At 73.3% G+C, this 23,591-nt stretch carries 23 protein-coding genes; 12 read left to right on the top strand and 11 right to left on the bottom strand.

Annotated features, from left to right (window positions below):
• Positions 1–223: 223 nt before the first annotated feature.
• Both ACZZ97_RS15000 and ACZZ97_RS14995 read left to right on the top strand, forming a co-directional pair.
• A complete protein-coding gene (locus tag ACZZ97_RS15000) occupies positions 224–2,203 on the top strand; it encodes a cytochrome c oxidase assembly protein (RefSeq protein WP_463473670.1) in 1,980 nt (659 codons plus the stop codon).
• Positions 2,204–2,525: 322 nt separating this feature from the next.
• Positions 2,526–2,702, top strand: a complete 177-nt coding sequence (locus tag ACZZ97_RS14995) for a hypothetical protein (RefSeq protein ID WP_463473669.1) — start codon at positions 2,526–2,528, stop codon at positions 2,700–2,702.
• Between the two features lie 194 nt (positions 2,703–2,896).
• Here the strand turns inward: ACZZ97_RS14995 and ACZZ97_RS14990 are convergent, their stop codons facing one another.
• Positions 2,897–3,589, bottom strand: coding sequence for an SDR family NAD(P)-dependent oxidoreductase (locus tag ACZZ97_RS14990; protein WP_463473668.1), 693 nt, complete (start codon positions 3,587–3,589; stop codon positions 2,897–2,899).
• Between the two features lie 101 nt (positions 3,590–3,690).
• On the opposite strand from ACZZ97_RS14990, the gene ACZZ97_RS14985 reads away from it, so the two are divergent.
• Positions 3,691–4,671, top strand: coding sequence for a helix-turn-helix transcriptional regulator (locus ACZZ97_RS14985; RefSeq protein ID WP_463473667.1), 981 nt, complete (start codon positions 3,691–3,693; stop codon positions 4,669–4,671).
• A 210-nt stretch (positions 4,672–4,881) separates the two neighbouring features.
• On the opposite strand, the gene ACZZ97_RS14980 is transcribed toward ACZZ97_RS14985, so the two are convergent.
• Positions 4,882–5,931 (bottom strand): LLM class flavin-dependent oxidoreductase, encoded by a 1,050-nt coding sequence (locus tag ACZZ97_RS14980; protein WP_314103850.1) that lies wholly within the window; start codon positions 5,929–5,931, stop codon positions 4,882–4,884.
• Between the two features lie 181 nt (positions 5,932–6,112).
• The gene (locus ACZZ97_RS14975) at positions 6,113–6,862 is read right to left on the bottom strand and encodes an HD domain-containing protein (protein ID WP_463473666.1); all 750 of its coding nucleotides are present in this window, start codon (positions 6,860–6,862) and stop codon (positions 6,113–6,115) included.
• Positions 6,863–6,959: 97 nt separating this feature from the next.
• On the opposite strand from ACZZ97_RS14975, the gene ACZZ97_RS14970 reads away from it, so the two are divergent.
• Positions 6,960–7,928, top strand: coding sequence for a GlxA family transcriptional regulator (locus tag ACZZ97_RS14970; RefSeq protein WP_314103846.1), 969 nt, complete (start codon positions 6,960–6,962; stop codon positions 7,926–7,928).
• A 172-nt stretch (positions 7,929–8,100) separates the two neighbouring features.
• Here the strand turns inward: ACZZ97_RS14970 and ACZZ97_RS14965 are convergent, their stop codons facing one another.
• The 6 genes from ACZZ97_RS14965 to ACZZ97_RS14940 form a co-directional block, all read right to left on the bottom strand.
• Entirely contained in the window at positions 8,101–8,340 is a 240-nt protein-coding gene (locus ACZZ97_RS14965) for a hypothetical protein (RefSeq protein WP_463473665.1), read from the bottom strand.
• A gap of 2 nt (positions 8,341–8,342) precedes the next feature.
• Entirely contained in the window at positions 8,343–9,506 is a 1,164-nt protein-coding gene (locus ACZZ97_RS14960; RefSeq protein WP_463473664.1) for an anion permease, read from the bottom strand.
• Between the two features lie 320 nt (positions 9,507–9,826).
• On the bottom strand, positions 9,827–10,132 hold the full coding sequence (locus ACZZ97_RS14955) for a hypothetical protein (RefSeq protein ID WP_463473663.1): 306 nt from the start codon (positions 10,130–10,132) through the stop codon (positions 9,827–9,829).
• The gene (locus ACZZ97_RS14950; protein WP_463473662.1) at positions 10,102–11,001 is read right to left on the bottom strand and encodes a hypothetical protein; all 900 of its coding nucleotides are present in this window, start codon (positions 10,999–11,001) and stop codon (positions 10,102–10,104) included. Before ACZZ97_RS14950 ends, ACZZ97_RS14955 begins: the two co-directional genes overlap by 31 nt.
• A 38-nt stretch (positions 11,002–11,039) precedes the next feature.
• Positions 11,040–11,267 carry a hypothetical protein gene (locus ACZZ97_RS14945; protein WP_314104011.1) on the bottom strand — a complete coding sequence of 76 codons (228 nt, stop codon included), beginning with the start codon at positions 11,265–11,267 and terminating at the stop codon, positions 11,040–11,042.
• 175 nt (positions 11,268–11,442) lie between these two features.
• Complete coding sequence (locus tag ACZZ97_RS14940; RefSeq protein WP_463473661.1) at positions 11,443–12,783, bottom strand: acyl-CoA dehydrogenase family protein; 1,341 nt, start codon at positions 12,781–12,783, stop codon at positions 11,443–11,445.
• 206 nt (positions 12,784–12,989) lie between these two features.
• Between ACZZ97_RS14940 and ACZZ97_RS14935 the strand changes: the two genes are divergently transcribed.
• The 3 genes from ACZZ97_RS14935 to ACZZ97_RS14925 are packed head-to-tail and all read left to right on the top strand — an operon-like array spanning position 12,990 to position 15,734.
• Positions 12,990–14,030, top strand: a complete 1,041-nt coding sequence (locus ACZZ97_RS14935) for a MetQ/NlpA family ABC transporter substrate-binding protein (RefSeq protein WP_463473660.1) — start codon at positions 12,990–12,992, stop codon at positions 14,028–14,030.
• A complete protein-coding gene (locus ACZZ97_RS14930; RefSeq protein WP_463473659.1) occupies positions 14,027–15,064 on the top strand; it encodes a methionine ABC transporter ATP-binding protein in 1,038 nt (345 codons plus the stop codon). The genes ACZZ97_RS14935 and ACZZ97_RS14930 overlap by 4 nt, the downstream gene beginning before the upstream one ends.
• Complete coding sequence (locus ACZZ97_RS14925; protein ID WP_463473658.1) at positions 15,057–15,734, top strand: methionine ABC transporter permease; 678 nt, start codon at positions 15,057–15,059, stop codon at positions 15,732–15,734. The genes ACZZ97_RS14930 and ACZZ97_RS14925 overlap by 8 nt, the downstream gene beginning before the upstream one ends.
• A 22-nt stretch (positions 15,735–15,756) precedes the next feature.
• Here the strand turns inward: ACZZ97_RS14925 and ACZZ97_RS14920 are convergent, their stop codons facing one another.
• Both ACZZ97_RS14920 and ACZZ97_RS14915 read right to left on the bottom strand, forming a co-directional pair.
• Positions 15,757–17,457 carry an ABC1 kinase family protein gene (locus ACZZ97_RS14920; RefSeq protein WP_463473815.1) on the bottom strand — a complete coding sequence of 567 codons (1,701 nt, stop codon included), beginning with the start codon at positions 17,455–17,457 and terminating at the stop codon, positions 15,757–15,759.
• Between the two features lie 80 nt (positions 17,458–17,537).
• Positions 17,538–18,071 carry a PadR family transcriptional regulator gene (locus tag ACZZ97_RS14915; protein ID WP_228506932.1) on the bottom strand — a complete coding sequence of 178 codons (534 nt, stop codon included), beginning with the start codon at positions 18,069–18,071 and terminating at the stop codon, positions 17,538–17,540.
• Between the two features lie 552 nt (positions 18,072–18,623).
• Here ACZZ97_RS14915 and ACZZ97_RS14910 point away from each other — a divergent pair.
• The 5 genes from ACZZ97_RS14910 to ACZZ97_RS14890 all read left to right on the top strand — a co-directional run bounded on the left by ACZZ97_RS14910 (position 18,624) and on the right by ACZZ97_RS14890 (position 23,579).
• Positions 18,624–20,324, top strand: coding sequence for a ribonuclease J (locus tag ACZZ97_RS14910; protein ID WP_123548473.1), 1,701 nt, complete (start codon positions 18,624–18,626; stop codon positions 20,322–20,324).
• Positions 20,325–20,516: 192 nt separating this feature from the next.
• A complete protein-coding gene (locus tag ACZZ97_RS14905; RefSeq protein WP_314102594.1) occupies positions 20,517–20,876 on the top strand; it encodes a GntR family transcriptional regulator in 360 nt (119 codons plus the stop codon).
• The gene (locus ACZZ97_RS14900; RefSeq protein WP_463473657.1) at positions 20,873–21,835 is read left to right on the top strand and encodes an ABC transporter ATP-binding protein; all 963 of its coding nucleotides are present in this window, start codon (positions 20,873–20,875) and stop codon (positions 21,833–21,835) included. Before ACZZ97_RS14905 ends, ACZZ97_RS14900 begins: the two co-directional genes overlap by 4 nt.
• Positions 21,832–22,593 (top strand): hypothetical protein, encoded by a 762-nt coding sequence (locus ACZZ97_RS14895; RefSeq protein ID WP_463473656.1) that lies wholly within the window; start codon positions 21,832–21,834, stop codon positions 22,591–22,593. Before ACZZ97_RS14900 ends, ACZZ97_RS14895 begins: the two co-directional genes overlap by 4 nt.
• A gap of 80 nt (positions 22,594–22,673) precedes the next feature.
• Positions 22,674–23,579: an NmrA family NAD(P)-binding protein gene (locus tag ACZZ97_RS14890; protein WP_463473654.1), complete on the top strand. Its 906-nt coding sequence runs from the start codon at positions 22,674–22,676 to the stop codon at positions 23,577–23,579.
• Positions 23,580–23,591 lie beyond the last annotated feature (12 nt).

Here is a 23,591-nt window from a genome sequence, read left to right as displayed (position 1 = left end):
TTCGCGGGGCCCGCATTGCCTTCTGCCCGCAGGATTCAGGAAACCGTCGTCTGCGCATCCTGGATCCTGCACGAATCAGGAGTCCGCCTCCCCCCGATGCGCAACGCAGGTCCGATCGTCCTGAATGAGGGAGGAGCGGGGGCGGCAGGGCAGGGCGGCGCAGGTCGCTCGGCGGCGAGCGGACCGCTCCCGCTCCCAGTCGGGGCGACCTACCATGGGTGCGATGCCCAGACTCTCCCGCACGGCCGGGCCCGCACTGCTCGTGGTCGTCGCGTTCGCGGCCCTCGTCGCCGCCCTGAAGTTCGGCGGCGCCGCCGACGCGCCGCTCGTCGTCGACCCCGGGCAGGTCGTGCGCTACGGGCTGCCGATGGCCAAGATGCTGGGCAACATCGGCGCGGCCGTCACGATCGGCACGCTGTTCCTCACCTGCTTCGCCCTCTCACGCGACCGGCCCGAGTTCGAGCGGGCCATGGACATCGCGGCGGGCGCTGCCGGGTTCTGGACCGTCGCCTCCGCGGCCACCAGCTTCTTCACGTTCCTCAGCGTCGCCAACGTGCCCGTCACCCTCGACGAGCAGTTCGGCCGCACGCTCGCGTTCTTCCTCACCGACACCGAGCTGGGCCGCGCCTGGCTCATCACGACCCTCATCGCGGCGGCGGTCACCGTGCTCAGCTTCGTGCTGCGGAACATCTGGGCGCTCGTCGCCCTCACCGTCCTCGCGGGCGGCGGGCTCATCCCCCTGGCCCAGCAGGGCCACGCCGCGGGCTCGAGCGGACACGACGCGGCCGTCACCGACCTCGCGCTGCACCTCGAGGGCGCGTCCGTGTGGCTGGGCGGGCTCGTCGCGCTCGTGCTGCTGCGGAGCACGCTCGAGAAAGGCCGGATCGGCGTCGTCCTCGCCCGCTACTCGACCATCGCGATCATCTGCTTCGTCGTCGTGGCCGTCTCGGGCGTCGGCAGCGCCGCGCTGCGCATCGGCGACTGGGCGGCACTGTCCACGGGCTACGGCGTGCTCGTGCTGGTGAAGACCTTCGCCCTGGTCGCGCTCGGGCTGTTCGGCGTCGTGCAGCGGCAGTACCTGGTCAGGCGGATGGAGACGCAGCCGGCCAGGACCGCCCGCTTCTTCTGGTGGTTCGTCGCGGCGGAGCTCGCCTTCATGGGCCTGGCCTCCGGCGTCGCGTCGGCGCTCGCCCGCACGGCGACCCCGGTCGAGGAGGTGGCGGCCAGCGACCTCGCCGCCCCGACCCCTGCCGAGATCCTCACGGAGGAGGCGCTGCCGCGCGAGCTCACGCCGATCCGCTACCTGACGGAGTGGAACGTCGACCTGCTGTGGGCCCTCGTCTGCGCCTTCGGCATCTTCTTCTACATCGCAGGCGTCGTGCGGCTGCGCCGTCGCGGCGACAGCTGGTCGCTCGGCCGCACGGCCTCGTGGGTCGCCGGGCTGCTCGTGCTCTTCTACGTGACGAGCGGCGCCCCCAACGTCTACGAGCCGTACCTGTTCAGCGCGCACATGCTGTCGCACATGGTGCTCGGCATGGTGATCCCGCTGCTGCTGGTGCCGGGAGCGCCGGCCACGCTCGCCCTGCGCGCCATCCGCAAGCGGACCGACGGCACCCGGGGGCCGCGCGAGTGGATCATGATCCTCGTGCACTCGGGCTACGCGCACGTCATCAGCAACCCGATCGTCGCCGCCGTGCTCTTCGCCGGCTCGCTCTTCGTCTTCTACTACACGTCGCTCTTCAGCTGGGCGACGACGACGCACCTCGGCCACTACTGGATGATCGTGCACTTCCTGATCGTCGGGTACCTCTTCGTGCAGTCGATGATCGGCATCGACCCCGTCAAGGGGCGCCTGCCGTACCCGATGCGGCTCGTCGTGCTGCTGGCGACCATGGGGTTCCACGCGTTCTTCGGCATCGGCATCATGACGGCGACGGGGTTGTTCCTGGCCGACTGGTACGGCGCGATGGGTCGCACCTGGGGGCCGACCCCGATGCAGGACCAGTACGCCGCCGGCGGCATCGCCTGGAGCGTCGGCGAGATCCCGACCGTCACGATGGCGATCATCGTCGCGATCATGTGGAGCCGCAGCGACGGCCGCGAGGCCAAGCGCAAGGACCGCCAGGCCGACCGCGACGGCGACGCCGAGCTGGCCGCCTACAACGAGCAGCTCGGGGCGCTGGCGCGGAGCGACCGGGGCTGAGGCCGCGCGCCACGCGCGCGTCGCGTGCCCCGCGTGCGTCGCGTGCCCCGCGTGCGTCGCGTGCCCCGCGTGCCCCGCGTGCGTCGCGTGCGTCGCGCGCCCCGCGTGCGTCGCGTGCCCCGCGTGCGTCGCGCTACACCCCGCATTCCGCACCACACCCGCAGTTCTGGGGGTGTGGTGCTGGTCCGGGGGTGTAGCTCGGCGCCACGGACGAGGCTGCGCCCCGTGCGAGGGGCGCTCGCTCTGGGGGTCGTGCAGGAGGCGCGCGGCGGCTTGGATCGGACCCGGACGTCACGAGGCGCCCCGACCGGGAGGACGCCCCATGGCCAGCACGATCGCACGCACTCAGCTCGGGGTCGTCGTGCTCGGCATCGCCGCCGCGACCCTCTTCGGCGGCACGCTGCCGGACCGCGCGGCGGACGATTCAGCCGCGCGGCAGCCGTCGCAGCAGCAGTCGGCCTCCGACGCGGCTCAGGCGACCGACGCGGGCTCGCGCTAGGCCCCGGGCCCTACGCCGACTCGACGGTCGTGCGGAGCTCGACAGGGCTCGCAGGCGGAGCCCACACGGTCGGACCGGACACGCAGAGCACGACCGGGTCGACCCCGGACACGTCGGCACACCGCCGGCCGTACGGGCCACCACGAGCGGGCCGCCTCGTGCGACAGCCTCGTGCGACGGCCTCGTGCGACGGCCTAGAAGGGCGCGACGCCGCTGCGGTCGACGAACGTGCCCGTGGGCCCGTCCGCCCCCTGCGTCGCCAGCTCGACGATCGCGTCGGTGCCCTCGGCGACCGTCTGGTGCCCGCTGTGGCCGTTGAGGTCGGTCGCCGTGTAGCCGGGGTCGGCAGCGTTGACCCGGATGCCCGGCAGAGCCTTGGCGTACTGGACGGTGAGCATCGTCACGGCCGACTTCGACGCCGTGTAGAGCGGCGCCACCACGGTCGACTCGATGCGGTCGGGGTCGTGCACCGCGGTGAACGAGCCGAGCCCGCTCGTCACGTTGACGATCGCGGGCGCCGAGGACGCGCGGAGCAGCGGGAGGAACGCGTGCGTCGTGCGGACGATGCCGGCGACGTTGGTGTCGAGGACGAGGAGCGCGTCGGCGCCCGTCAGGTCGGCGGGGTCGGCGTGCGACCCCGTGATGCCCGCGTTGTTGACGAGCACGTCGAGCCCGCCCTCGGCCCCGACGAGCTCGGCCGCCGCGGCGACAGAGGCGTCGTCGGTGACGTCGAGCTGCACGAAGCGCGCGCCGAGCTCGTCGGCGGCCTGCTGCCCGCGCGACGCGTCACGCGCCGCCATCCAGACGGTGTGGCCCTCGGCCAGCAGGCGGCGGGCGGTCTCGAGGCCGAGGCCCTTGTTGGATCCGGTGATGAGTGTCGTGGTCATGGGACGAGTCTGCGCGCCGCCGTCGACGCGCGCGTGGCCCGCCCCGGCAGGAGGACTGCCAGTACCAGGCAGCACCTCCCTGGGGAGGAGAGGATGAGCGCATGCCTGCACAGGACGACCAGCTCGGCTGGCTGCTCAAGACCTGGCGCGCCCGCCTCGCCCCCTCCGACGCCGGCCTGCCCTCCGGCGGCCGGCGCCGAGCGACCGGCCTCCGCCGGGAGGAGCTCGCCGCCCTCGCCGGGCTCTCGGTCGACTACGTCGTCCGGCTCGAGCAGGGCCGCGCCCGGCACCCGTCCGACCAGGTCGCCACCGCTCTCGCCCGCGCCCTGCAGCTCGACGACGCCGAGCGCGACCACCTGTTCCGCAGCGCGGGCCTGCTGCCCCCGACGTCGGCCGTCGTGTCGCGGCACATCCCGCCCGGCGTGCAGCGGCTGGTGGGTCGCCTGCGTGAGACACCCGTCGCGGTCTTCAGCGCCTCCTGGGACCTGCTCACCTGGAGCCCCCTCTGGGGACGCCTGCTCGGCGACCCCGAGGGCTGGCCGGCGGGCGAGCGGAACATCGTCGTCCGGGCGTTCCGCGACGCCCGTCGCGAGGCCGACCCGGCTGCCGCCGCGGCGGAGGACAGGACACGGACGACCGCAGGAGGCGCGGACACGGCGGTGCGGACCCGTCACCTCGACGGCTCGGGCGGCGCCCGCTTCCGGGCCGCCCTCGTCTCCGACCTGCGCCGGGCGCTCGTCGACCACCCGGCCGACCCTCGCCTCCGCGCGCTCGTCGACGGGCTGCTCGCGTCCGAGCCCGCGTTCGCCGAGCTCTGGGCCCGGGGCGCGGTCGGCGTGCACGAGTCCTCGCGCAAGGTGATGGACCACCCGCTGGTCGGCCCGCTCGAGCTCGACTGCGACGTGTTCACCGTGCCGGGCAGCGAGCTCGCCATCGTCGCGTACACCGCCGCCGAGGGCACCCCGGCGGCCGCGGCCCTCGACTTCCTGCGGGTCGGAGCCGTGGGCGCCGTGGGGGTCTCCGGCGACGTGTGCGAGACGCCCGACGCTGCCGCCGCCTCCTCGTCGTCCTGGGAGCGCTAGGCACCGCGCGGCCCGCAAATGCCGACCGGAGAGCCCGCACCAGTGGCATTTCCGGTCGCGGAACGTGTTCTCGGGGCCTGACGGTCGGCATGTGCGGCCATCGACATCGAGCCCGGCCGGCCCGGCCCGGCCCGGCCCAGGCAGCAGTGCGCCCGGCCGCGTGCGAGGAACGACGGGGCCGGGCGCAGGGACCGAGCAGGCGCGGGTCGGCTAGGCGAGCATCTCGCGGACCAGCGGCACCACCTTCGTGCCGTACAGCTCGATGCTCCGCATCATCTCCGCGTGCGGCAGACGGCCCATGCTGTAGCGCATGTCGAAGCGAGTGGCTCCGAGCAGCGCCATGTTCTGGGCGATCTTCGCGGCGACCGTCTCGGGCGAGCCGACGTAGAGGGCGCCCTGCGGGCCCGCGCTCTGCTCGTACTGTGCACGGGAGTAGGGCGGCCAGCCGCGCTCGCTGCCGAGCTGGTTCGTCTGCGCCTCCTGGTACGGGAACAGCACCTCCTTCGCTTCGGCGTCGGTCTCGAGCACGAAGCCGGGCGAGTGCATCGCGATGGGCTGCGACTCCTTGCCGAACTCGCCGAGGGCACGGCGGTAGAGGTCGGCGTAGGGCGCGAACTGGGCGGGCTGGCCGCCGATGATCGCGAGGAAGAGGGGCAGGCCGTAGTGCGCCGCACGGATGACCGACTGCGGGGATCCGCCGACGCCGACCCAGGTCTTCAGCGTCCCGCTCTCGGGACGCGGGTAGACCCACTGGTCGCTGAGGGAGCCGCGCTTGGTGCCCTGCCAGGTGACGGGCTCGTCCTTGAGCAGCTCGGCGAAGAGCTGGATCTTCTCCTCGAAGAGCACCTCGTAGTCCTGCAGGTCGAGTCCGAAGAGCGGGAACGACTCGGTGAAGGAGCCGCGCCCGAGGATGACCTCGGCCCGGCCGTTCGAGAGCGCGTCGACCGTCGCGAAGCGCTCGTAGACGCGGACGGGGTCGTCCGAGCTGAGCACGGTCACGGCCGAGCCCAGGCGGATCCTCTCGGTGCGGGCCGCGATCGCCGCGAGGACGACCTCGGGCGCGCTCACCGCGAAGTCGACGCGGTGGTGCTCGCCGACGCCGATGAAGTCGAGGCCGACCTGGTCGGCGAGCACGGCCTGCTCGACGAGGTCGCGGATCGACTGGGCGTGCGAGATGAGCTCGCCCGCGCCGTCGACGCCCGCCGGACGCTCGGTGACGTCGCCGAAGGTGTCGAGTCCGAACTCGAGGGGGTGTGCCATGGGGTGCGCTCCGATCCGCTGCGTTTCATGCGTGTGCATGATCTTACGGGGTGAACCGTGAGCGGCGGCTGGGCATTCCACGGCACGGCGGGGTGCGGGAAGTCGGCGGGAACCCGCCGAACCCTGCAGCGCGAGCGCGAGCGCGAACGGAGCGGTACGAGCCCACCACCGCGGCTGCCGCTCACGCCGAGGGGAGGCGATCGAGCATGTTCGCTGCGATGCGCCCGGGCATGCCGCTCCGCACCGTGCGACCCGCCTGGCTGTCCGGCTTGCGCTCGGCCTGGTCGCGGATCGCCGCGGCGAACTCGGCGGCGAAGCCGAGCCGCGGGACGGCCGCGACCAGGGAGGCGACGAACGCCGCGTCCCAGTCCGCACCTCCTGCGCCGCTCACGTCGAGGCTGGTCGCGCGCTCGAGCAGGTGCGCCTCGGGATCGAGCGCGACGTCGACCGACGTCCACATGTGCCGCTCGACCACCTCGGCCAGGCGCCGCTGACGTGCCTCCGGCCAGCCGGCTCCGGCGGCGAAGACGCGGGCGACGGCTCCCCCGGCGTGCTCGAAGTCGACGGCGTGCGCGTCGAACGACGGCACGAGGCCGAGGTCGTGCAGCAGCGAGGCGACGTAGAGCAGCTCGGCGTCGAACCGCACGGACTCGCGGCGCCCGAGCTCGGCGGCGAGCGCCCACGAGCGCACGCTGTGGCTCAGCAGGGCAGGGCTGGCGTGGGCGGCGGTGACCTCCCGGGCGCGGGCGGCGACGTCGGAGGGCGGCACGAGGAGGCGCGCGACGGCGGCCGAGGAGGCGGAAGGTGGCGAGGAGCAGGAGGCGGAAGGGGGCGAGGAGGCGGTCGCAGACGAGGAGGAGGCGGACGGAGGCGAGGAGGCGGAAGGAGTCGAGGAGGAGGCGGACGAGGGCGGGGGCGGGACGGACGACATGCCCCCGAACCTACGAGTGGACGGCGACCCCGACCAGTGGCAGGATCGCCAACGAACACGTCAGCACTGCCAGATGCCGGGAGGCACCGTGGACCGCATGAAGGTCGTCACCCTCGTCGCCGACGGCGTCGCCCCCTTCGAGTTCGGCGTGCTCTGCGAGGTCTTCGGCCTCGACCGCAGCGCCGACGGCGGCCCGTCGTTCGAGCACCGCGTCGTCACCGAGCACCCGGGCGTCGTCGCCACGAACCAGGGCTTCGGCATCACCGTCCCCGACGGCCTCGAGACGGCGGCCGACGCCGACGTGGTGTGCGTCCCGGCGCTCGGCAGCTACGGGGCCGACGGCACGCTCTCGGCTGCCGTGCGCGACCTGCTCGTCGCCGCCGAGGCGCGAGGCGCCTGGCTGATCAGCGTCTGCAGCGGCGCCTTCGTGCTCGCCGACGCCGGGATCCTCGAGGGCCGTCGCGCCACCACCCACTGGATGTACGCCGAGCGGCTGCAGCGCGAGCACCCCGGCACGACCGTCGACCCCGACGTGCTCTTCGTCGAGGACAGGAAGGTCATCACGAGCGCCGGCACCGCCGCCGGCATCGACGCGTGCCTGCACTTCGTCCGCCGGGTCGCCGGGGCCGCCGCCGCGAACGTCGTGGCCCGCCGCATGGTCGTGCCCGCGCACCGCGACGGCGGCCAGAGCCAGTTCATCGAGACGCCGCTGCCGAAGGAGGTCGACGCCTCGCTGACGCCCCTCACCGACTGGATGCTCGCCCACCTCGGCGAGGAGCAGACCGTCGAGGCCCTCGCCGCGCGGGCCCACATGTCGCCCCGCACCTTCGCCCGCCGGTTCAAGGCCGAGCTGGGCACGACGCCGGCCGCCTGGCTGACGAGGCAGCGCCTCCTGCGGGCACAGCACCTGCTCGAGGTGACCGGGCTCGGGCTCGACGCCGTCGCCGGGCAGGCCGGGTTCGGGTCGGCCGCCGTGCTGCGGCACCACTTCACGCGCGTGCTCGGGACGACGCCGCGCGCGTACCGGGCGACGTTCCGCGGGGCGGACGCGGCCGACGCCGCCTGACCGCCGCCCGCCCGCTGCCTGCCGCTGCCTGCCCGCCGCCTGCCCTGCGGGCCGAGCGCCCAGTGGTCGCGAACTGTCGTTGAGCGGCTCGGGAAGGACCAGATCCGACCACTCGACGCCGTCGCCCCGAGGCGAGAGCCGAGGAGGCGCGGGCCGGCCCCGCAGGACGGCGTCAGTGGAACTGCGGCACGATCAGCCACAGGCCGGCGAGCACGGCGGCGATGCCGACCGCGAAGCAGGCCGCACCCCCGACGGTGGCGGGGAGCGAGCGAGGGCCGCCGGCGACGGCCTCGGTCGCCCCTGCGGCGAACAGCCGGATGCCGAGCGCGAAGGACGTGACGATGACGGCGGTCGCGGCGAGCGCCACCACGAAGACGACCACGAAGGCGCCCCAGTCCACTCCGAGGAACACGGTCACTCTCCCTGTCCGCGGGAGGCGCCGGCCGGCTGGGTCGCGGCGGGCGCCTCCTCGCTGTCGTTGACGGTCTCGTGCGTCACCGGGTGGCGACGGGCGAGGAACACGAAGGCCGAGCCCCCGGCGAGCGCGAGGACTGCGACGAGGACGAGCCCGACGGTGCTGGTGCTGGCGAGCCAGGCGCTGACGCCGCCGACGAGCGCCGCGGCGGGCAGCGTGATCACCCAGGCCGAGGCGATCTTGCCGACGACCCCCCAGTGCACGGTCGCGAGCTTCTTGCCGAGGCCTGCCCCGACGATCGAGCCGGAGGTGACCTGGGTCGTCGAGAGCGCGAAGCCGAGGTGCGACGAGATGAGGATCGTCGCGGCCGAGCTCGTCTCCGCCGCGAAGCCCTGCGGCGCCTGGACGTCGGTGATGCGCTTGCCGACGGTGCGCATGATCCGCCAGCCGCCGAGGTAGGTGCCGAGCGCGATCGCGAGCCCGCAGGCGAGGACGACCCAGAGCTGCGGCGTCGTGCCCGCGCCCTGGTAGCCGGCTGCGATGAGAGTGAGCGTGATGACGCCCATGGTCTTCTGCGCGTCGTTCGTGCCGTGCGCGAGCGAGACCAGGGAGGCGCTGATCGTCTGGCCGTGCCGGAACCCGGCCGTCGAGCCGCGCAGCGTCGCCTGCTTCGTGATCCGGTAGGCCGCGTAGGTCGCGACGAGCGCCACCGTGCCGGCCACCAGGGGCGAGATGAGCGCCGGCAGCACCACCTTCGACAGGACGACGCCGAAGTCGACCGAGCCGACGCCGGCACCGATCACGGCGGCGCCGATCAGGCCGCCGAACAGCGCGTGCGACGAGCTCGACGGCAGGCCCAGGTACCAGGTCGCGAGGTTCCAGATCACGGCGCCGACGAGGCCGGCGAAGATCATCGTCGGGGTGACCTGCACTCCCCCGTCGCCCTCGCGGATGATGCCGTTCGAGACGGTGCTCGCGACCTCCGTCGACAGGAACGCCCCGACCAGGTTGAGCACGGCCGAGATCAGCACCGCCACCTTGGGCTTCAGGGCCCCGGTGGCGACGGAGGTGGCCATCGCGTTGGCCGTGTCGTGGAACCCGTTCGTGAAGTCGAACACGAGCGCCACGACGATCACCAGCGTGACCGTGACGAAGACGTCCATCGATGTCGCCCCTCTGTCGTCTGCTCCGAGGCAGGTGCCCGTCCGGAGGCAGGAGGTGCGCGGCCGTCGCGGTGACGTGCTGCTCCTGCACCGGCGACGCTAGGCCCGCGGGCGGGCCGCGTCGGTGAACAGCAGGAGAATCATGCACGGCATGCACATGTCGAGCCGACGGGTGCGGGTGCCCCTGTGCCCACCGGAGGCGCGGCGCAGCGTCGAGTGGTCAGGAACTGCCCCCTAGACGGGCCGGAAGGACAGTTGATGACCACTCGTCCGACGATCCAGCCAGAACGAGGTCCACGGCAGGATGGCCGACCGGGCTGTCAGCGCAGGCAGCGGGCGATCGCTCGCCGCGCCTCCTCGACCTCGCGGGCGAGCCGGTCCGGCCGCCGCTCGAGGGCCCAGCGGACCAGGTCGAGGTGGTGCAGCAGGGCGAGCCGTCGCAGGGTCGGCAGGGAGTCGTCGAGGTCGACCCCGAGTCCGTCGGCGAAGCGGCGCAGCTCGTCGGCGCCGACGATGCCGTCGAGGGCGCTCCAGCGGTGCACGCGGTCGAGCTCGAGCCACGGCACCGGGCCCGTCCGGGCCGAGCCCCAGTCGATCAGCACGGGGTCGTCGGCACCGCGGGGCACGAGGTTGCGGGGTGCGAGGTCGCCGTGGACGAGCCCGTGCCGCCAGTCGGCGCTCTCGACCGCGGCTCGAGGGCCGCTCGCAGCGGACCGCGCTGCCGCTCGGCGTAGACACCGAGGCCGAGGAGGCGGTCGCCCGGCACCAGGGAGTCGAGGCCGTACCGCAGGTGGCGGCGCCAGGCCTCCGGCAGGTCGCGGCCGAAGCGGGTGAGGAGCGCGTCGGGCACGGTGACCTCGGGCACGCTGAGGTCGGGCACGGTGACGTCGGGCCCGCTGAGGTCGGCATCGTCGCCGACAACGGCCGCAGCCCTCGCCCCGAGGGGCACCTCGGCGAGCGCGGCGGCCAAGCGGCCGAGGTCGCGCCACGGGTCGCGCTCGGAGGGCAGGGAGGTGACGTGCTCGACGATCATGAGCGGCGCCTCCCCGAACTCGGGTTCGTAGGCGAGCACCGGAGGGGTCGGCACTCCGTGGCGCGCAGCGTGCTCGGCGGCCCATCGCTCGGCCGGGTAGGTGTCGGGTGCCGACCCGGTGAGATCGCGAGGCGTGCGCACGACGACGTCCACGCCGTCTCCCCAGATCCGGACGACGTGGGTGTCGACGCCGGGCAGGAGGGCGCCCTGCCGGGTGCCGCGAGCGGCAGAGACGAGCTTCTCGACCGCGAGGGCGGCGAAGGAGACCAGCGATCCCTCGTCCCGATCGGGGTCAGGGTCCGGATCGGGGTCAGGGTCCGGATCGGGGTCAGGGTCCGGATCGGGGTCAGGGTCCGGATCGGGGTCAGGGTCCGGATCGGGGTCAGGGTCGGGGCAGCTGGCCGTCCCGGTGACGGCCGCCGTGTCGTGGTCGTCGCCGTGCGGGTGCGGGTGCGGGTGCACGTGTCGGTGCGGATGCACGGGGTCGGCCCGGCCCCGGCTCAGGCCGAGTTCCCGCCGGCGGCCGACCACGACGAACCGCCGGCCTCGCCCCGCGGGCCGGCCTGCTGCCGCTCGGCTTCGGCCTGGGCGCGGACGCCCGCCCCCGGGTCGGACTCGTCGAGCCTGGCGGCCAGCGCCCGGTCCCGCCGGTCGCGGAGCGTGATCGCGACGGTGGCGGCGACGATCACGAGCACGATCAGGGCGATGACGACTGTGGCGGTGTTCATGCGGTGTCCCTTCGACGGCGTCCGCCCACGCTACCGACGACCTCCGCCGTCGTCGAGGGCCGGCGGCTCGACCAGCACCTCGTCGGCGCCTGCTCGTCGACCGCGTCGCGCGCTGAACCGGCGGGAAGCGCTCTCACTGCCCACCGGATGAGCACTTCCTGCCGGTTCAGCGGGTCTACGGGGTGCGGACGAGGGCAGCGTGGGCGGCGGCGGGCGCCGCAGGCGTCGCAGGCGCAGCGGCAGCCGCCTGTGGCCCCGTGCGGAACGGCGTCCCGTTGAGGCGGCGGTCGCCCAGCGCCCGCTCGCGGTGGATCGCGGGGTTGTGCGACGCGATGGTGCGGGCGTTCCGCCAGTGCCGGTCGAGGGCCCGGTCGGCGTCCACCGCTGAGGCGCCGCCCACCTCGAACAGGGCGGTCGCGGCCTCGAGGACGAGCGGCAACACGACCTGCTGCGCCTCGAAGACCGTGGCCAGCGCCTCCTGGTAGTCGTCGTCGGCGGTCGAGGCACCGTCCGGAGCAGACGCGTCGACCGAGGCCGCCGCCGACGCGGACGCGGCTGCCGAGGCACGCCCGTCGGCCGCCTCCAGCGCCCGCACCGCGGACAGCGTCACCGCCTCCACCGCCGACGCGATGCTCGACAGCCGCCCGACGACGCCCTGCACGAGCGGGTCCTCGCGCGGCAGCGACACCCCCGCCACGCCGAAGGTGCGGGTGCGGGGCCGGACGAAGTCGACGGCGTCGTGCACCACCGCCCGCGCGATCCCCGTCTCGGCCGCGAGGAGCACGAGCTGGTACAGCGCCTGCGTGTAGGCGAGCGGGCGGCGCTCGGCGTTGTCGCTCCAAGGCAGCACCTGGGCCGGGTCGACCGTCACGTCGTCGAAGATCGTCGTGCCACTGCCGGTGAGGCGCTGGCCGAAGCCGCCCCAGTCGTCGAGGCGCGTGACGCCCGGCGCGTCGGCGCGCACGGCCAGCGCGACGGGCTCGTCGCCGCGGAGCGCCCCGACCCAGATCCAGTCGGCGTAGAGGGTGCCCGTGCTGTAGAACTTCTGTCCGTCGAGGCGGAGCCGGCCGTCGACCTCCGTCAGCCGGGTCGTCACGGCGGTCGCGTCGCCGCGCTCGGCCTGCGCGTTGCCGACGAGCACGTCGCCGGCCGCCAGCCGCTCGAGCCACTCGGTGCGCAGCGGCCCGTCCGGCTGCGCCCGCTGCGTCTCGACGAACGCGACGTGCCCGCGCAGCAGCTGCGGCAGGTTCGAGTCGGCCTCGCCGAGGCGCACGAGGAGGCGGAACTCCTGCTCCAGGGACGCTCCCCAGCCGCCGTGCTCGACCGGCACCCGCAGCGCGCCGAAGCCGGCCCGGCGCAGCAGGTCGACCTCGTCGACGGGGAGGCGGCGGTCGCGCTCCCGGGCGACCGCGCCCGCCGCGATCTCGTCGACCAAGGGGCCGAACACCGCCTCGATGCGGTCGTCGAGGTGGCGCGCGCCGGGGCCGGCCGTGGGGTCGCTCGTGCTGTCGGTCATGCGCTCCTTTGTGTCACGCCTGCGCCTCCTGCGACAGGGCCGACGACACATGACGAAACGTCACGACACATGTCGAAAGAGAGCTCGCGGCGGCCTCGGAGGCCGTGGCAGGGTCGGCAGCCATCACCCCGGCACAGTCCACCGTCCGGCTCGCCGCCCACAGCACACAGCCCACCACCCACCGCTCACCACCCCGAGGAGTCACCGTGTCCGATCACGACGCACCGCAGTCCACGCCCGCCGCCGACCCGCCCGCCGGCGCTCCCGCCGGGCTCCGCGCCTCCCTCGACGACTCGCGCCGCAAACGTCGCCGCGGCCTGCTCACCGGGCTCGGCGTGGTCGTCGCCGCGGCCCTCGTCGGCGGCGGCTTCTGGGCCGGCTCGGCCACCGCGGGAGCCGGCGACGGTGCCCAGGCGGCGACCGGCGGAGCCGCGGGAGGCGGCGGCGACCGGATCAGCGTGAAGATCGCCGGCAGTGGCGAGAGCGACCTGCAGGACGCCGTCAAGACGGTCGCCGCCGAGGAGGGCCTGGACGTCACCTGGGTCAACTTCGACGACTGGACCCTGCCCAACTCGGCCCTCGTGGCCGGCGAGGTCGACGCGAACGCGTTCCAGCACACGGCGTTCCTCAGCGCGTACAACGTCGCCAACGACACCGATCTGACGCCGGTCTTCTCGACCACCATCACGCAGTGGGGCGTCTTCTCCGCGACGGTCGACGACCTCGACAACCTCGGCCAGGGCGCGCGGATCGCGATCCCCGACGACGCCTCGAACGGCGCCCGCGCCCTCTTCATCCTGCAGGCCGCCGGGCTGATCGAGCTGGGCCCCGACGTCGGCGTCTACCCGACCGTCGACGACGTCGTGTCGAACGACCTCGGCCTCGAGTTCGTCCCGATCGGCGCGACGACGATCCCCACCCAGTTCGACGACCCGAGCCTCGACGCGGTCGTGGTCGGCACCTCGTACTTCGACCCGTCGCAGGAGATCGACGCCGAGGACGCGCTCTACCTCGACGACTCGCTCAGCGACGAGTCGCGGCCCTACGTCAACGCGGTCGTGACCCGGGCCGACAACGCCGACGACGAGGCCTGGACGAGGCTCGCCGACGCCTACGCCGACCCGCGCGTCGCCGCTGCCCTCGAGGAGGAGTCGTTCGGCAACACGGTGCTCGTCGACGTCTCGGCGGCCGACCTGCGCAGCACCCTCGCCGACCTCGAGACCGCCGCGCGCGAGCTGACCTCGTGACCGCGGACCCGGTCGTCTCGTTCGAGCACGTCTCGAAGTCGTACACGGTGCAGGGGCGCCGGTTCGACGCCCTCCGCGACGTCAGCCTGGAGGTGGCGCGCGGCGAGGTCTTCGGCATCGTCGGCTACTCCGGAGCCGGCAAGTCGACGCTGCTGCGCACCGTGAACGCCCTCGAGCGGCCGACGAGCGGCCGGGTCGTCGTCGACGGCCGCGAGGTCTCGGCGCTCCGCGGGAAGGAGCTCTACGCGGCCCGCCGCCGGATCGGCATGGTCTTCCAGCAGTTCAACCTGCTCTCGTCGCGCACCGTCTACGGCAACGTCGCCTACCCGCTGCGCCTCTCGGGCCTCTCCCGCGACGAGACGGTCGACCGGGTCGAGGAGCTGCTCGACTTCGTCGGGCTCAGCGAGAAGGCGCTCGAGTACCCGGCCAAGTTGTCGGGCGGCCAGAAGCAGCGCGTCGGCATCGCCCGCGCGCTGGCGAACCGCCCCGACGTGCTCATCTCGGACGAGGCGACGAGCGCCCTCGACCCGCAGACCACCGGCGAGGTGCTCGACCTGCTGCGCCGCGTCAACGACGAGTACGGCCTGTCGATCCTGCTCGTCACCCACGAGATGGACGTCATCCGCGAGCTCGCCGACAGCGTCGCCGTGATGCAGGGCGGCGAGGTCGTCGAGACCGGCTCCGTCTACGACCTGTTCGCCGATCCGCAGCACCCCACGTCGCGACGGTTCGTGTCGTCCGTGCTGCACCACGAGGCGACGTCCGGCGTGCTCGAGCGCATCCGCAGGGTGCACACGGGACGCATCGTGCGCCTCCACGTCGAGGACCGCGAGTCGAACGACCCGTTCCTCTCCCGCGTCGCGCGCACCCACGGCGTCGACTTCAACGTCGTCTACGGCGGCGTCAGCGAGCTGCAGTCCCGGCTGTTCGGCGACCTCACGGTCGAGCTGCTCGGCGACGACGCGGCGATCGACGCGGCCGTGGTCGACCTGCGCCGCACCACGAGCGTGACGGAGGTGGTCGCCGGTGCGTGACATCGAGCCGGCCGTGCTCTGGCCCAAGATCTGGACGGCGCTGCTCCAGACCCTGCAGATGGCGACGGTGTCGTTCGTGCTGGCGACCGTGCTCGGCGTCGTGCTCGGCCTGGTGCTCTACTCGACCCGGCGCGGCAACCTGCTGCAGAACGCGGCGGTCTTCACGACCCTGAACGCGGTCATCAACGTGATCCGGCCGATCCCGTTCATCATCCTGATCGTCGCCATCTCGCCGCTGACCCGCGTCGTGATCGGCACGAGCATCGGCACGGGCGCCGCGATCTTCGCCCTGACCATCGTCGCGACCTTCTCGATCGCGCGCATCGCCGAGACCAACCTCGTCGCGGTCGACCGCGGATCGGTGGAGGCGGGCGCCGCGATGGGCGCGTCGCCCCTGCGGGTGCTCGTCACCATCGTCGTGCCGGAGGCGCTCGGCCCCCTCGTGCTCGGCCTCACCTACATCTTCGTCGCCCTGGTCGACGCGACCGCGGTCGCCGGCCTCGTCGGGGGCGGCGGCCTCGGCAACCTCGCCATCACCTACGGCTACCAGCGCTTCGACACGTTCGTCATGGTGACGGTCATCGTGCTGATCATCGTGCTGGTGCAGGTGGCGCAGCTGCTCGGCAACGTGGTCGCGCGGAAGGTGCTGCACGAGACCGCGACGGCCTGAGCCCTGCAGGAGGCGCCGCCTCCTACCCGGGGAGGCGCCCGGCGAGCAGGGCGTACAGCAGCGGCACCGCGGAGGCGGCCATCAGCACCGTTCCGAGCGCGTCACCGTCGGCGCGCAGCACGGCCCCGGCGATGAGCAGCCCGCCGAACAGGACGGCGGCCAGCACGCGGCGGGCCGTCCGCTCGATGCGGCCGAGCTGCCGCTCGATGCGGGGGCTGCCCACCTCGAGCGTGCCGTCCTCGAGGCGGCCGACCAGGTGGTCCAGCCGGCCCGGCAGCCGAGCGGCCACGCCGACCGCGTCGGCCGCTCGTCGGGCGACGTCCTGCACGGCGTTGCCGCGCTCGTCGCGCACGAGCCGGGCCGCGTAGGGCTCGACCGAGTCCCAGAGGTTGAAGACGGGATCGAGGGCGCTGGCCACGCCGGAGGTGAGGGTCACCGCCCGCAGGACGAGCAGGAAGTCCTCGGGCAGCTGGAACGGCAGCGACCGGATCAGGTCGCCGAACTGCCCGGCGAACTCGCGGTACTCGCGCGGGTCGACCTCGCGCAGCTCGGCGAAGCCCATGCCGCCGAAGCGGGCGAACGTGGCGGTGACGGCGCGCTCGAGGCCGACCGTGTCGGCGGTGGGCAGCAGCACACCGAGGTCGCGCATGGCGTTCACCATGCCGCTGCCGTCGCGCGACGCGGCCGCGATGAGCAGCTGACGCAGGCCGTTCCGGGTGCCGGTGGGCACCTCCCCCATCATCCCGAAGTCGATGAATGTGAGCCGCCACGGGCGCTCACCCTCGGCGACCTCCACGGGCGTGACGAAGATGTTGCCGGGGTGCGGGTCGGCGTGGAAGAAGCCGTTGCCGAAGAGCTGGTCGAACATGACCGCGGCGAAGACCGGGGCGACCTCGGCCGGGTCGATGCCCGCGGCGCGCAGGCCCTCGGCGTCGGTGATCTTGATCGCCGAGACGTCCTCGAGCACGAGCACGCGGCGGGTGGAGCGCTCCCAGACGACGTCGGGCACGCCGACGCGGTCGTCGTCGGCGAAGTCGGCGGCGAAACGGGCCGAGTTCGCTGCCTCGTGCAGGTAGTCGATCTCCTCGAGGCTGGTGCGGGCGAACTCCTCGACGAGGGCCGGCGCGTCGACACGGTCGTACACGAGGCGGACGTGGCTGAGCCAACCGCCGACCTTGCGGAGCGCGGCGAGGTCGACGTCGACGATGCGGTCGATGCCGGGGCGCTGCACCTTGAGCACGACGTCGCGGAGACCGGTGTCGGCCGAGTCGGCCGGGCCGAGGACGGCGCGATGCGCCTGGCCCAGGGAGGCGGCGGCGATCGGCTCGGGCGACACGGAGGCGAACACCCGGTCGAGCGACATGCCCAGCTCGGCCTCGGCGAGCGCACGGATCTCGGGGAAGGGCACGGGCGTGACCTCGTCCTGCAGCCCCTCCAGTTCTTTCGTGATCTCGGGCGGCAGCACGTCGAGGCGCGACGACAAGTACTGGCCGACCTTGATCATCAAGCCGCCGAGGTCGAGCGCGAGCCCGTGGAAGCCGCGGGCGAAGCGCTGCATCCGCCGGGCGCGGGTGCGCTCGGCGACCCAGCGGAGCCCGAACCGGGGCAGCACGAGCTCGAACCACCACGTCACCGCGAGGTGGCGGGACGCGAACCGGAGGATGCGGCGGTACCGGGCACGGCCGGCGCGGTCGCGCACCGCGGGATCGCGGTCACGTGCCACGGAGCTGCGGTCGCGCTCCGCGGAGCCGCGGTCTCCTGCCGCGGAGCTGGCCTCGTCGGGACGGGGCGACGCCACCCGCGTCAGTCTCGAGCGAGGATCGAGTAGATGCGACGACGTGCCTCGTCGAGGACCGCCACCGCCTCGTCGACCTGTGCGGAGGTGCCGGTGCGGCCGATCTGGGCGGTCGCGCGGGCGAGCTCGACGCCGGCCTTGGGCAGGGCGGTGCGACGGTCGCCGGAGGAGCGCGGGGCGGCCCACGGGTCGGAGGGGTCGACGCCGGCGGCGGCGCGGCCCGAGTCGGTGAGCGACCAGACCTTGCGGCCGTCGGTCTCCTCGGCGACGATCAGGCCCTCGTCGGCGAGCAGCTGCAGCGTCGGGTAGACGGAGCCGGCGCTGGGCTTCCAGTCGCCGCCGCTGCGCTCGTCGATCTCGTGGATGATCTGGTAGCCGTGCATCGGCCGCTCGCCGAGCAGGGCGAGGATCGCCGCGCGGACCTCGCCGCGCGGGGCACGGGCGCCGTCACGACGGTCGAAGGTGGAGCGGAGCTGGTCCATGGCCTGCCACATCCCGTCGAGGTCCATGCCGAAGGTGCCGGGTGTGCGCGAGGTGCCCATGATGATCTCCTGTCGAGGGTCGAGCGATGCCCGAACGATATACCTCGGGCCTCGGCGGGAGCGGGGCTGGCGCCCAGGGTCGGCGAGCGTGCTGATCCAGGAAGTCGGGGGGCGCGGATCCTGAGTCGTGCACGGGTCAGGACTGCGAGTCCCCCGCCGCGCGGATCAGGACTGAGATCCATGAATGAGGAGAGCTGCGAACGCGAGGGCGGGCCGGCTCGAGGAGAGCGAGGACGCCAGGAGGCGGGCGTCGAGCCGGGTGGCCTAGACTGCGGTCCGACAGTTCGTCTGGCCACGCTCTCTGTGGTCGACGCGACCACGCCAGTGGATGCAACGGACGCCTCCGCCGAAACCCACACGGGCGGCGAGGCGGATCGCCACGTGGTCGATCTCGACGGCACTCGACAGCGAGTCGCCGACCGAGACCTGAGCCTCCTTCGCCGGTCCCGCCACAGCGGGCCGGGCAGCCCGCCGAGCGGGTCGACGCCGGCAGAACACCGACACCTCCGTGCGGGCACACCTCGCGCGACTCCCCACAGAAAGCGGCCAAGCATGCCGAACGTAGCGACCAAGCACTCCCTCGACCTCAAGAAGCCCCAGCCCCTGAAGCGCGGCGCCCTGCGCGTGACCCCGCTCGGCGGCCTCGGCGACGTCGGACGCAACATGACCCTCTTCGAGCACAAGGGCAAGCTCGTCGTCGTCGACTGCGGCGTGCTCTTCCCGGAAGAGACGCAGCCCGGCATCGACGTGATCCTGCCCGACTTCACGCCGCTGCGCGACCGCCTCAAGGACGTCGAGGCCATCGTGCTGACGCACGGCCACGAGGACCACATCGGAGGCGTGCCCTACCTCCTCAAGGAGCGCCCCGACATCCCCCTGGTCGGCTCGAAGCTCACCCTCGCCTTCATCACGGCGAAGCTGCAGGAGCACAAGATCACGCCGATCACCCACGAGGTCGCCGCGGGCGACCACCACCAGGCCGGCCCGTTCGACCTCGAGTTCGTGGCCGTGAACCACTCCATCCCCGACGGCCTCGCCGTCGCGCTCCGCACGAGCGCCGGCCTCGTGCTGCACACGGGCGACTTCAAGATGGACCAGTTCCCGATGGACAAGCGGATCACCGACCTCAACCACTTCGCCCGCCTGGGCGACGAGGGCGTCGACCTGTTCATGACCGACTCGACCAACGCCGAGGTCCCCGGCTTCACCACCGCCGAGAAGGACCTGGGCGCCGCGATCGACCGCGTCTTCCGCGAGGCGCCCAAGCGCATCGTCGTGTCGAGCTTCGCCAGCCACGTGCACCGCATCCAGCAGGTGCTCGACACCGCCCACAAGCACGGCCGCAAGGTCGCCTTCGTCGGCCGCTCGATGGTTCGCAACATGGGCATCGCCTCCGACCTGGGCTACCTGAACATCCCCAAGGGCCTGGTCGTCGACCTCAAGCAGCTCAGCAAGATGCAGGACAACAAGATCGTCCTGATCTGCACCGGCTCGCAGGGCGAGCCGATGGCGGCGCTGTCGCGCATGGCCAACCGCGAGCACATCATCAAGGTCGGCGAGGGCGACACGATCCTCCTCGCGAGCTCGCTCATCCCCGGCAACGAGAACGCGATCTACGGCGTCATCAACAGCCTGATCCGCTGGGGCGCGACCGTCGTCCACAAGGGCAACGCCAAGGTGCACGTCTCCGGCCACGCCAGCGCCGGCGAGCTGACCTACTGCTACAACATCGTCAAGCCGAAGAACGTCCTGCCCGTGCACGGCGAGTGGCGCCACCTCACGGCCAACGCCGACCTCGCGATCGCCACCGGCGTCGCGGAAGACAGGGTGCTCGTCGTCGAGGACGGCGTGGTCGTCGACCTCGACCGCGGCCGCGCCAGCATCGCCGGGCGCATCCCCGCGCCCTACGTGTTCGTCGACGGCGCCACGATCGGCGTCGCCACCGAGGACGCCCTCAAGGACCGCCTGTCGCTCGCCGAGGAGGGCCACATCACGGTGCTCGGCATCTTCGACCTCGCCACGCAGAAGCTGGTCGAGCCCGTCGAGTTCATCCCGCGCGGCTTCGTCGAGGCCGTCGGCTGGGAGGACCAGGCCGAGGACGTCGCGGCCAAGGCCCTCGAGCAGGCCACCGCCCGCGGCCACGTCGACGGCGAGGCCGCCGAGCGCGCCATCGAGGACGGCCTCAGCCGCTGGTTCTTCCGTCGCCACCGTCGCACGCCCGTCATCACGACGGTCGTCATCGACGCCGACTGACCCTGCCCCGGCCCGCGGCCGGTGAACCGACGAGAGATGCTCCCTGCACCTGTGCAGGGAGCATTTCTCGTCGGCTCGTCGACCCGAGGTGCGAGATGACGAGGCGGGCGGGCCTTGACAGCAAGAGCGGCGCCTCCTATGTTCATTACTGAACCAACTAACCAATGCACTGACCGGGACGAAGGAGGCGACGTGTTCGACGACGGGACGCCCATCTTCCAGCAGCTCGCGGACCGCATCGCGGGCGACGTGCTCTCGGGCACGTACGCCGAGGGAGACCAGGTCGCCTCGACGAACGAGTTCGCCGCGTTCTACCGGATCAACCCCGCCACCGCCGGCAAGGCGGTCAACCTGCTGGTCGACCGCGGCGTGCTCTACAAGCGCCGCGGGATCGGCATGTTCGTCGCCGAGGGCGCCCGCGAGCGCCTCGCCGAGCAGCGCCGCGCGGCGTTCGCGGCCGAGTACGTCCGACCCCTGGTGCTCGAGGCAGCCGCCCTCGGCATCGACGCCGCCCACCTGCGGCGCATGATCGATCAGGAGACCACCGCATGACGACCGCGATCGAGATCACCGCGCTCTCGCGCCGCTACGGATCGACCACCGCCCTCGACGACGTCGCCTTCGACGTCGAGCAGGACACGATCTGCGGCCTGCTGGGCCGCAACGGCGCCGGCAAGACCACCACCCTCAGCATCGTCGCCGGGCAGGAGCGCCCCTCCGGCGGCCGGGTCCGCGTCTTCGGGCACGACCCCGCCGACGACTCCCGCGTGGCCTCCCGCACCTCCTTCGTCAAGGACGACCAGCGCTGGCCCGACGACTTCCGGCTGCGCGAGGTGCTCTCCGTCGGGCCCGCGTTCCACCGCGGCTGGGACGCCGAGCTGGCGCGCTCCCTCGCCGCCGACCTGCGCGTGCCCGAGAAGACGCCGGTCAAGAAGATGTCGCGCGGCCAGGCCTCGGCCGTCGCGATCGTCATCGGCGTCGCGTCGCGTGCGCCGCTGACGATCTTCGACGAGCCGTACCTCGGCCTCGACGCGACCGCGCGTCAGCTCTTCTACGACCGCCTCCTCGCCGACTACTCCGAGCACCCGCGCACGATCCTGCTGTCGACGCACCTCATCGACGAGATGGAGTCGCTGCTCGAGCACGTCGTCGTGCTCGAAGGGGGCCGCGTCCGGCTCGACTGCGACGTCGACGCCGCCAGGGCCTCGGCGTACTCGGTGGCGGGCACGACCCGGGCCGTCACCGCGTTCCTCGCCGGCCGGGCCGTGCTCAGCACGCACGGCATCGGCGGCCTCACCACGGCGACGGTCGAGGGCGCCGCCGACGAGCGGGTCCGCGCCGACGCCGCGGCCGCGGGCGTCGAGCTCTCGCCCGTCGGGCTGCAGCAGGTCGTGGCCGCCCTCGGCGCCTCGGGCGCCACCTCCTCGTCGAGCCCTCTCCCCCATGACGGCGCCCACCCCGCCGACGACGCCGACACCACCGACACCGCCCTGGAAGGGGCCCGCTCATGACCGCCTCGACGCTCACCGCCCGCAGCCGGCCCGAGGAGGCGCGCACCGCCTCCCGCATCGTGCCCGTCGTGCGCCTGCACTTCGCCCGTCGCATGAACCTGCTGCTCGTGCCGCTGTTCGTGGTCGGCGTCACGTTCGTGGTGTCGGTCGTCGTCCAGCTGGCGATCCAGCGGGCCGGCGGCGACGCCGGCAGCCTCGAGTACGTCGCCGGGGCCCGGTCCAACCCGGGCGTCGCGTGGGCGCTCGCCGGCTACCTCGTCGCGACGGGCGTCGCCACGGTCGCGTCGACGTTCCCGCTGGCGGCCGCCCTCGGCACGACCCGCCGCGACTTCGCGCTCGGGACCGCGGCGACGCAGGCGCTGACGGCGCTGTTCGTCACGGCGTTCCTCGTCGGCCTGCTCGGGCTCGAGCGGCTCACCGACCACTGGTTCGGCGGCTTCTACGTCGTCGACGTCGCCGTCCTGGGGGCAGGCGACCCGCTCGTCCTCGGCCTGGCGGCGTTCCTGGGGTCGTGGCTGGCACTGTCGATCGGCGGGGTCTACGGCGCCTCGTGGCTGCGCTTCGGACCGCGCGGGCCGCTGGTGATCAGCGTCTCCGTGGTCGTCGTGCTCGCCGTCGTCGTGCTGGCAGCCGTGCCGTCGTTCGCCGCCGTCGCCGAGGCGTTCCGCCCTTGGTGGCTGGCCGTGGCGGCCGTGGCCCTGACCGCGCTGTCGATCGCGGGGACGTTCGCGTTCCTCCGTCGCGCCTCCGTGCGGTAGCCCGGGCCGCGGGCCGACGACGCACAGGCGCCGAAGGCGCGGGGCGCGTACTGATGGAGGACCCACGTCAGGAGCCCTCCATGCCCACAGTCCTCGTCGCCGGAGCGACCGGAGACCTCGGTCGCCGCGTCGTCCGCGAGCTGCTCGCCCGGGGCGCCGACGTCCGCGTGCTCACCCGCCCCGCGAGCAGCACGGCCGACCGCCTGTTCGGCGGGACCGACGGCGTGGTCGTGACCCGCGCCTCCTACGGGGACCCGGCGGCGCTGCGCGACGCGGTCCGCGGCGTCGACGTCGTCGTGTCGACCGTCAGCGGGGTGCGCGACGTGATCGTCGACGCGCAGACCGCGCTGCTCGAGGCCGCGGTCGCCGAGGGCGTGCCGCGCTTCGTGCCCTCCGACTACTCGGCCGACTACCGGTCCCTGCCGCCGCGGTCGAACCGGAACCTCGAGTTCCGGCGGGAGTTCGCGGGCGTGCTCGACGCCTCGCCGATCCGCGCCTCCTCGGTGCTCAACGGGGCGTTCGCCGACATGCTCACCGGGCAGGCGCCCATCGTGCTGGCCGACCGCAAGCTCGTGCTCTTCTGGTCGGACGCCGACCAGGTGCTCGACTTCACCTCGAAGGACGACACCGCGGCCGTCACGGCCGCCGTCGCGCTCGACGCCTCGGCTCCGCGGTACGTCGAGGTGGCCGGCGACCGCGTCACCGCCCGCGAGCTCGCCCGCACCATGTCGTCGCTGACGGGCGAGCCGTTCCGCGTGCAGTGGGCCGGCACGACGGGCCTGCTCTCGGCGATGAGCAAGGGCATGCGCCGGTTCTCGCGCGAGACCGACGAGGCGTTCCCCGCCTGGCAGGGCATGCAGTACCTCGTGAGCATGTACAGCGGCGACGGCCAGCTGCGCCGCGTCGACAACGACCGCTGGGGCGAGGGACGCGACTGGACGTCGACCCGCGACGTCCTCGCGGAGCACGTCACCTCGCGCTCCTGACCTGTCCCGTCC

This window comes from Frigoribacterium sp. AC512, assembly GCF_979258295.1.
This window is presented reverse-complemented; position numbering and strand designations above follow the sequence as displayed.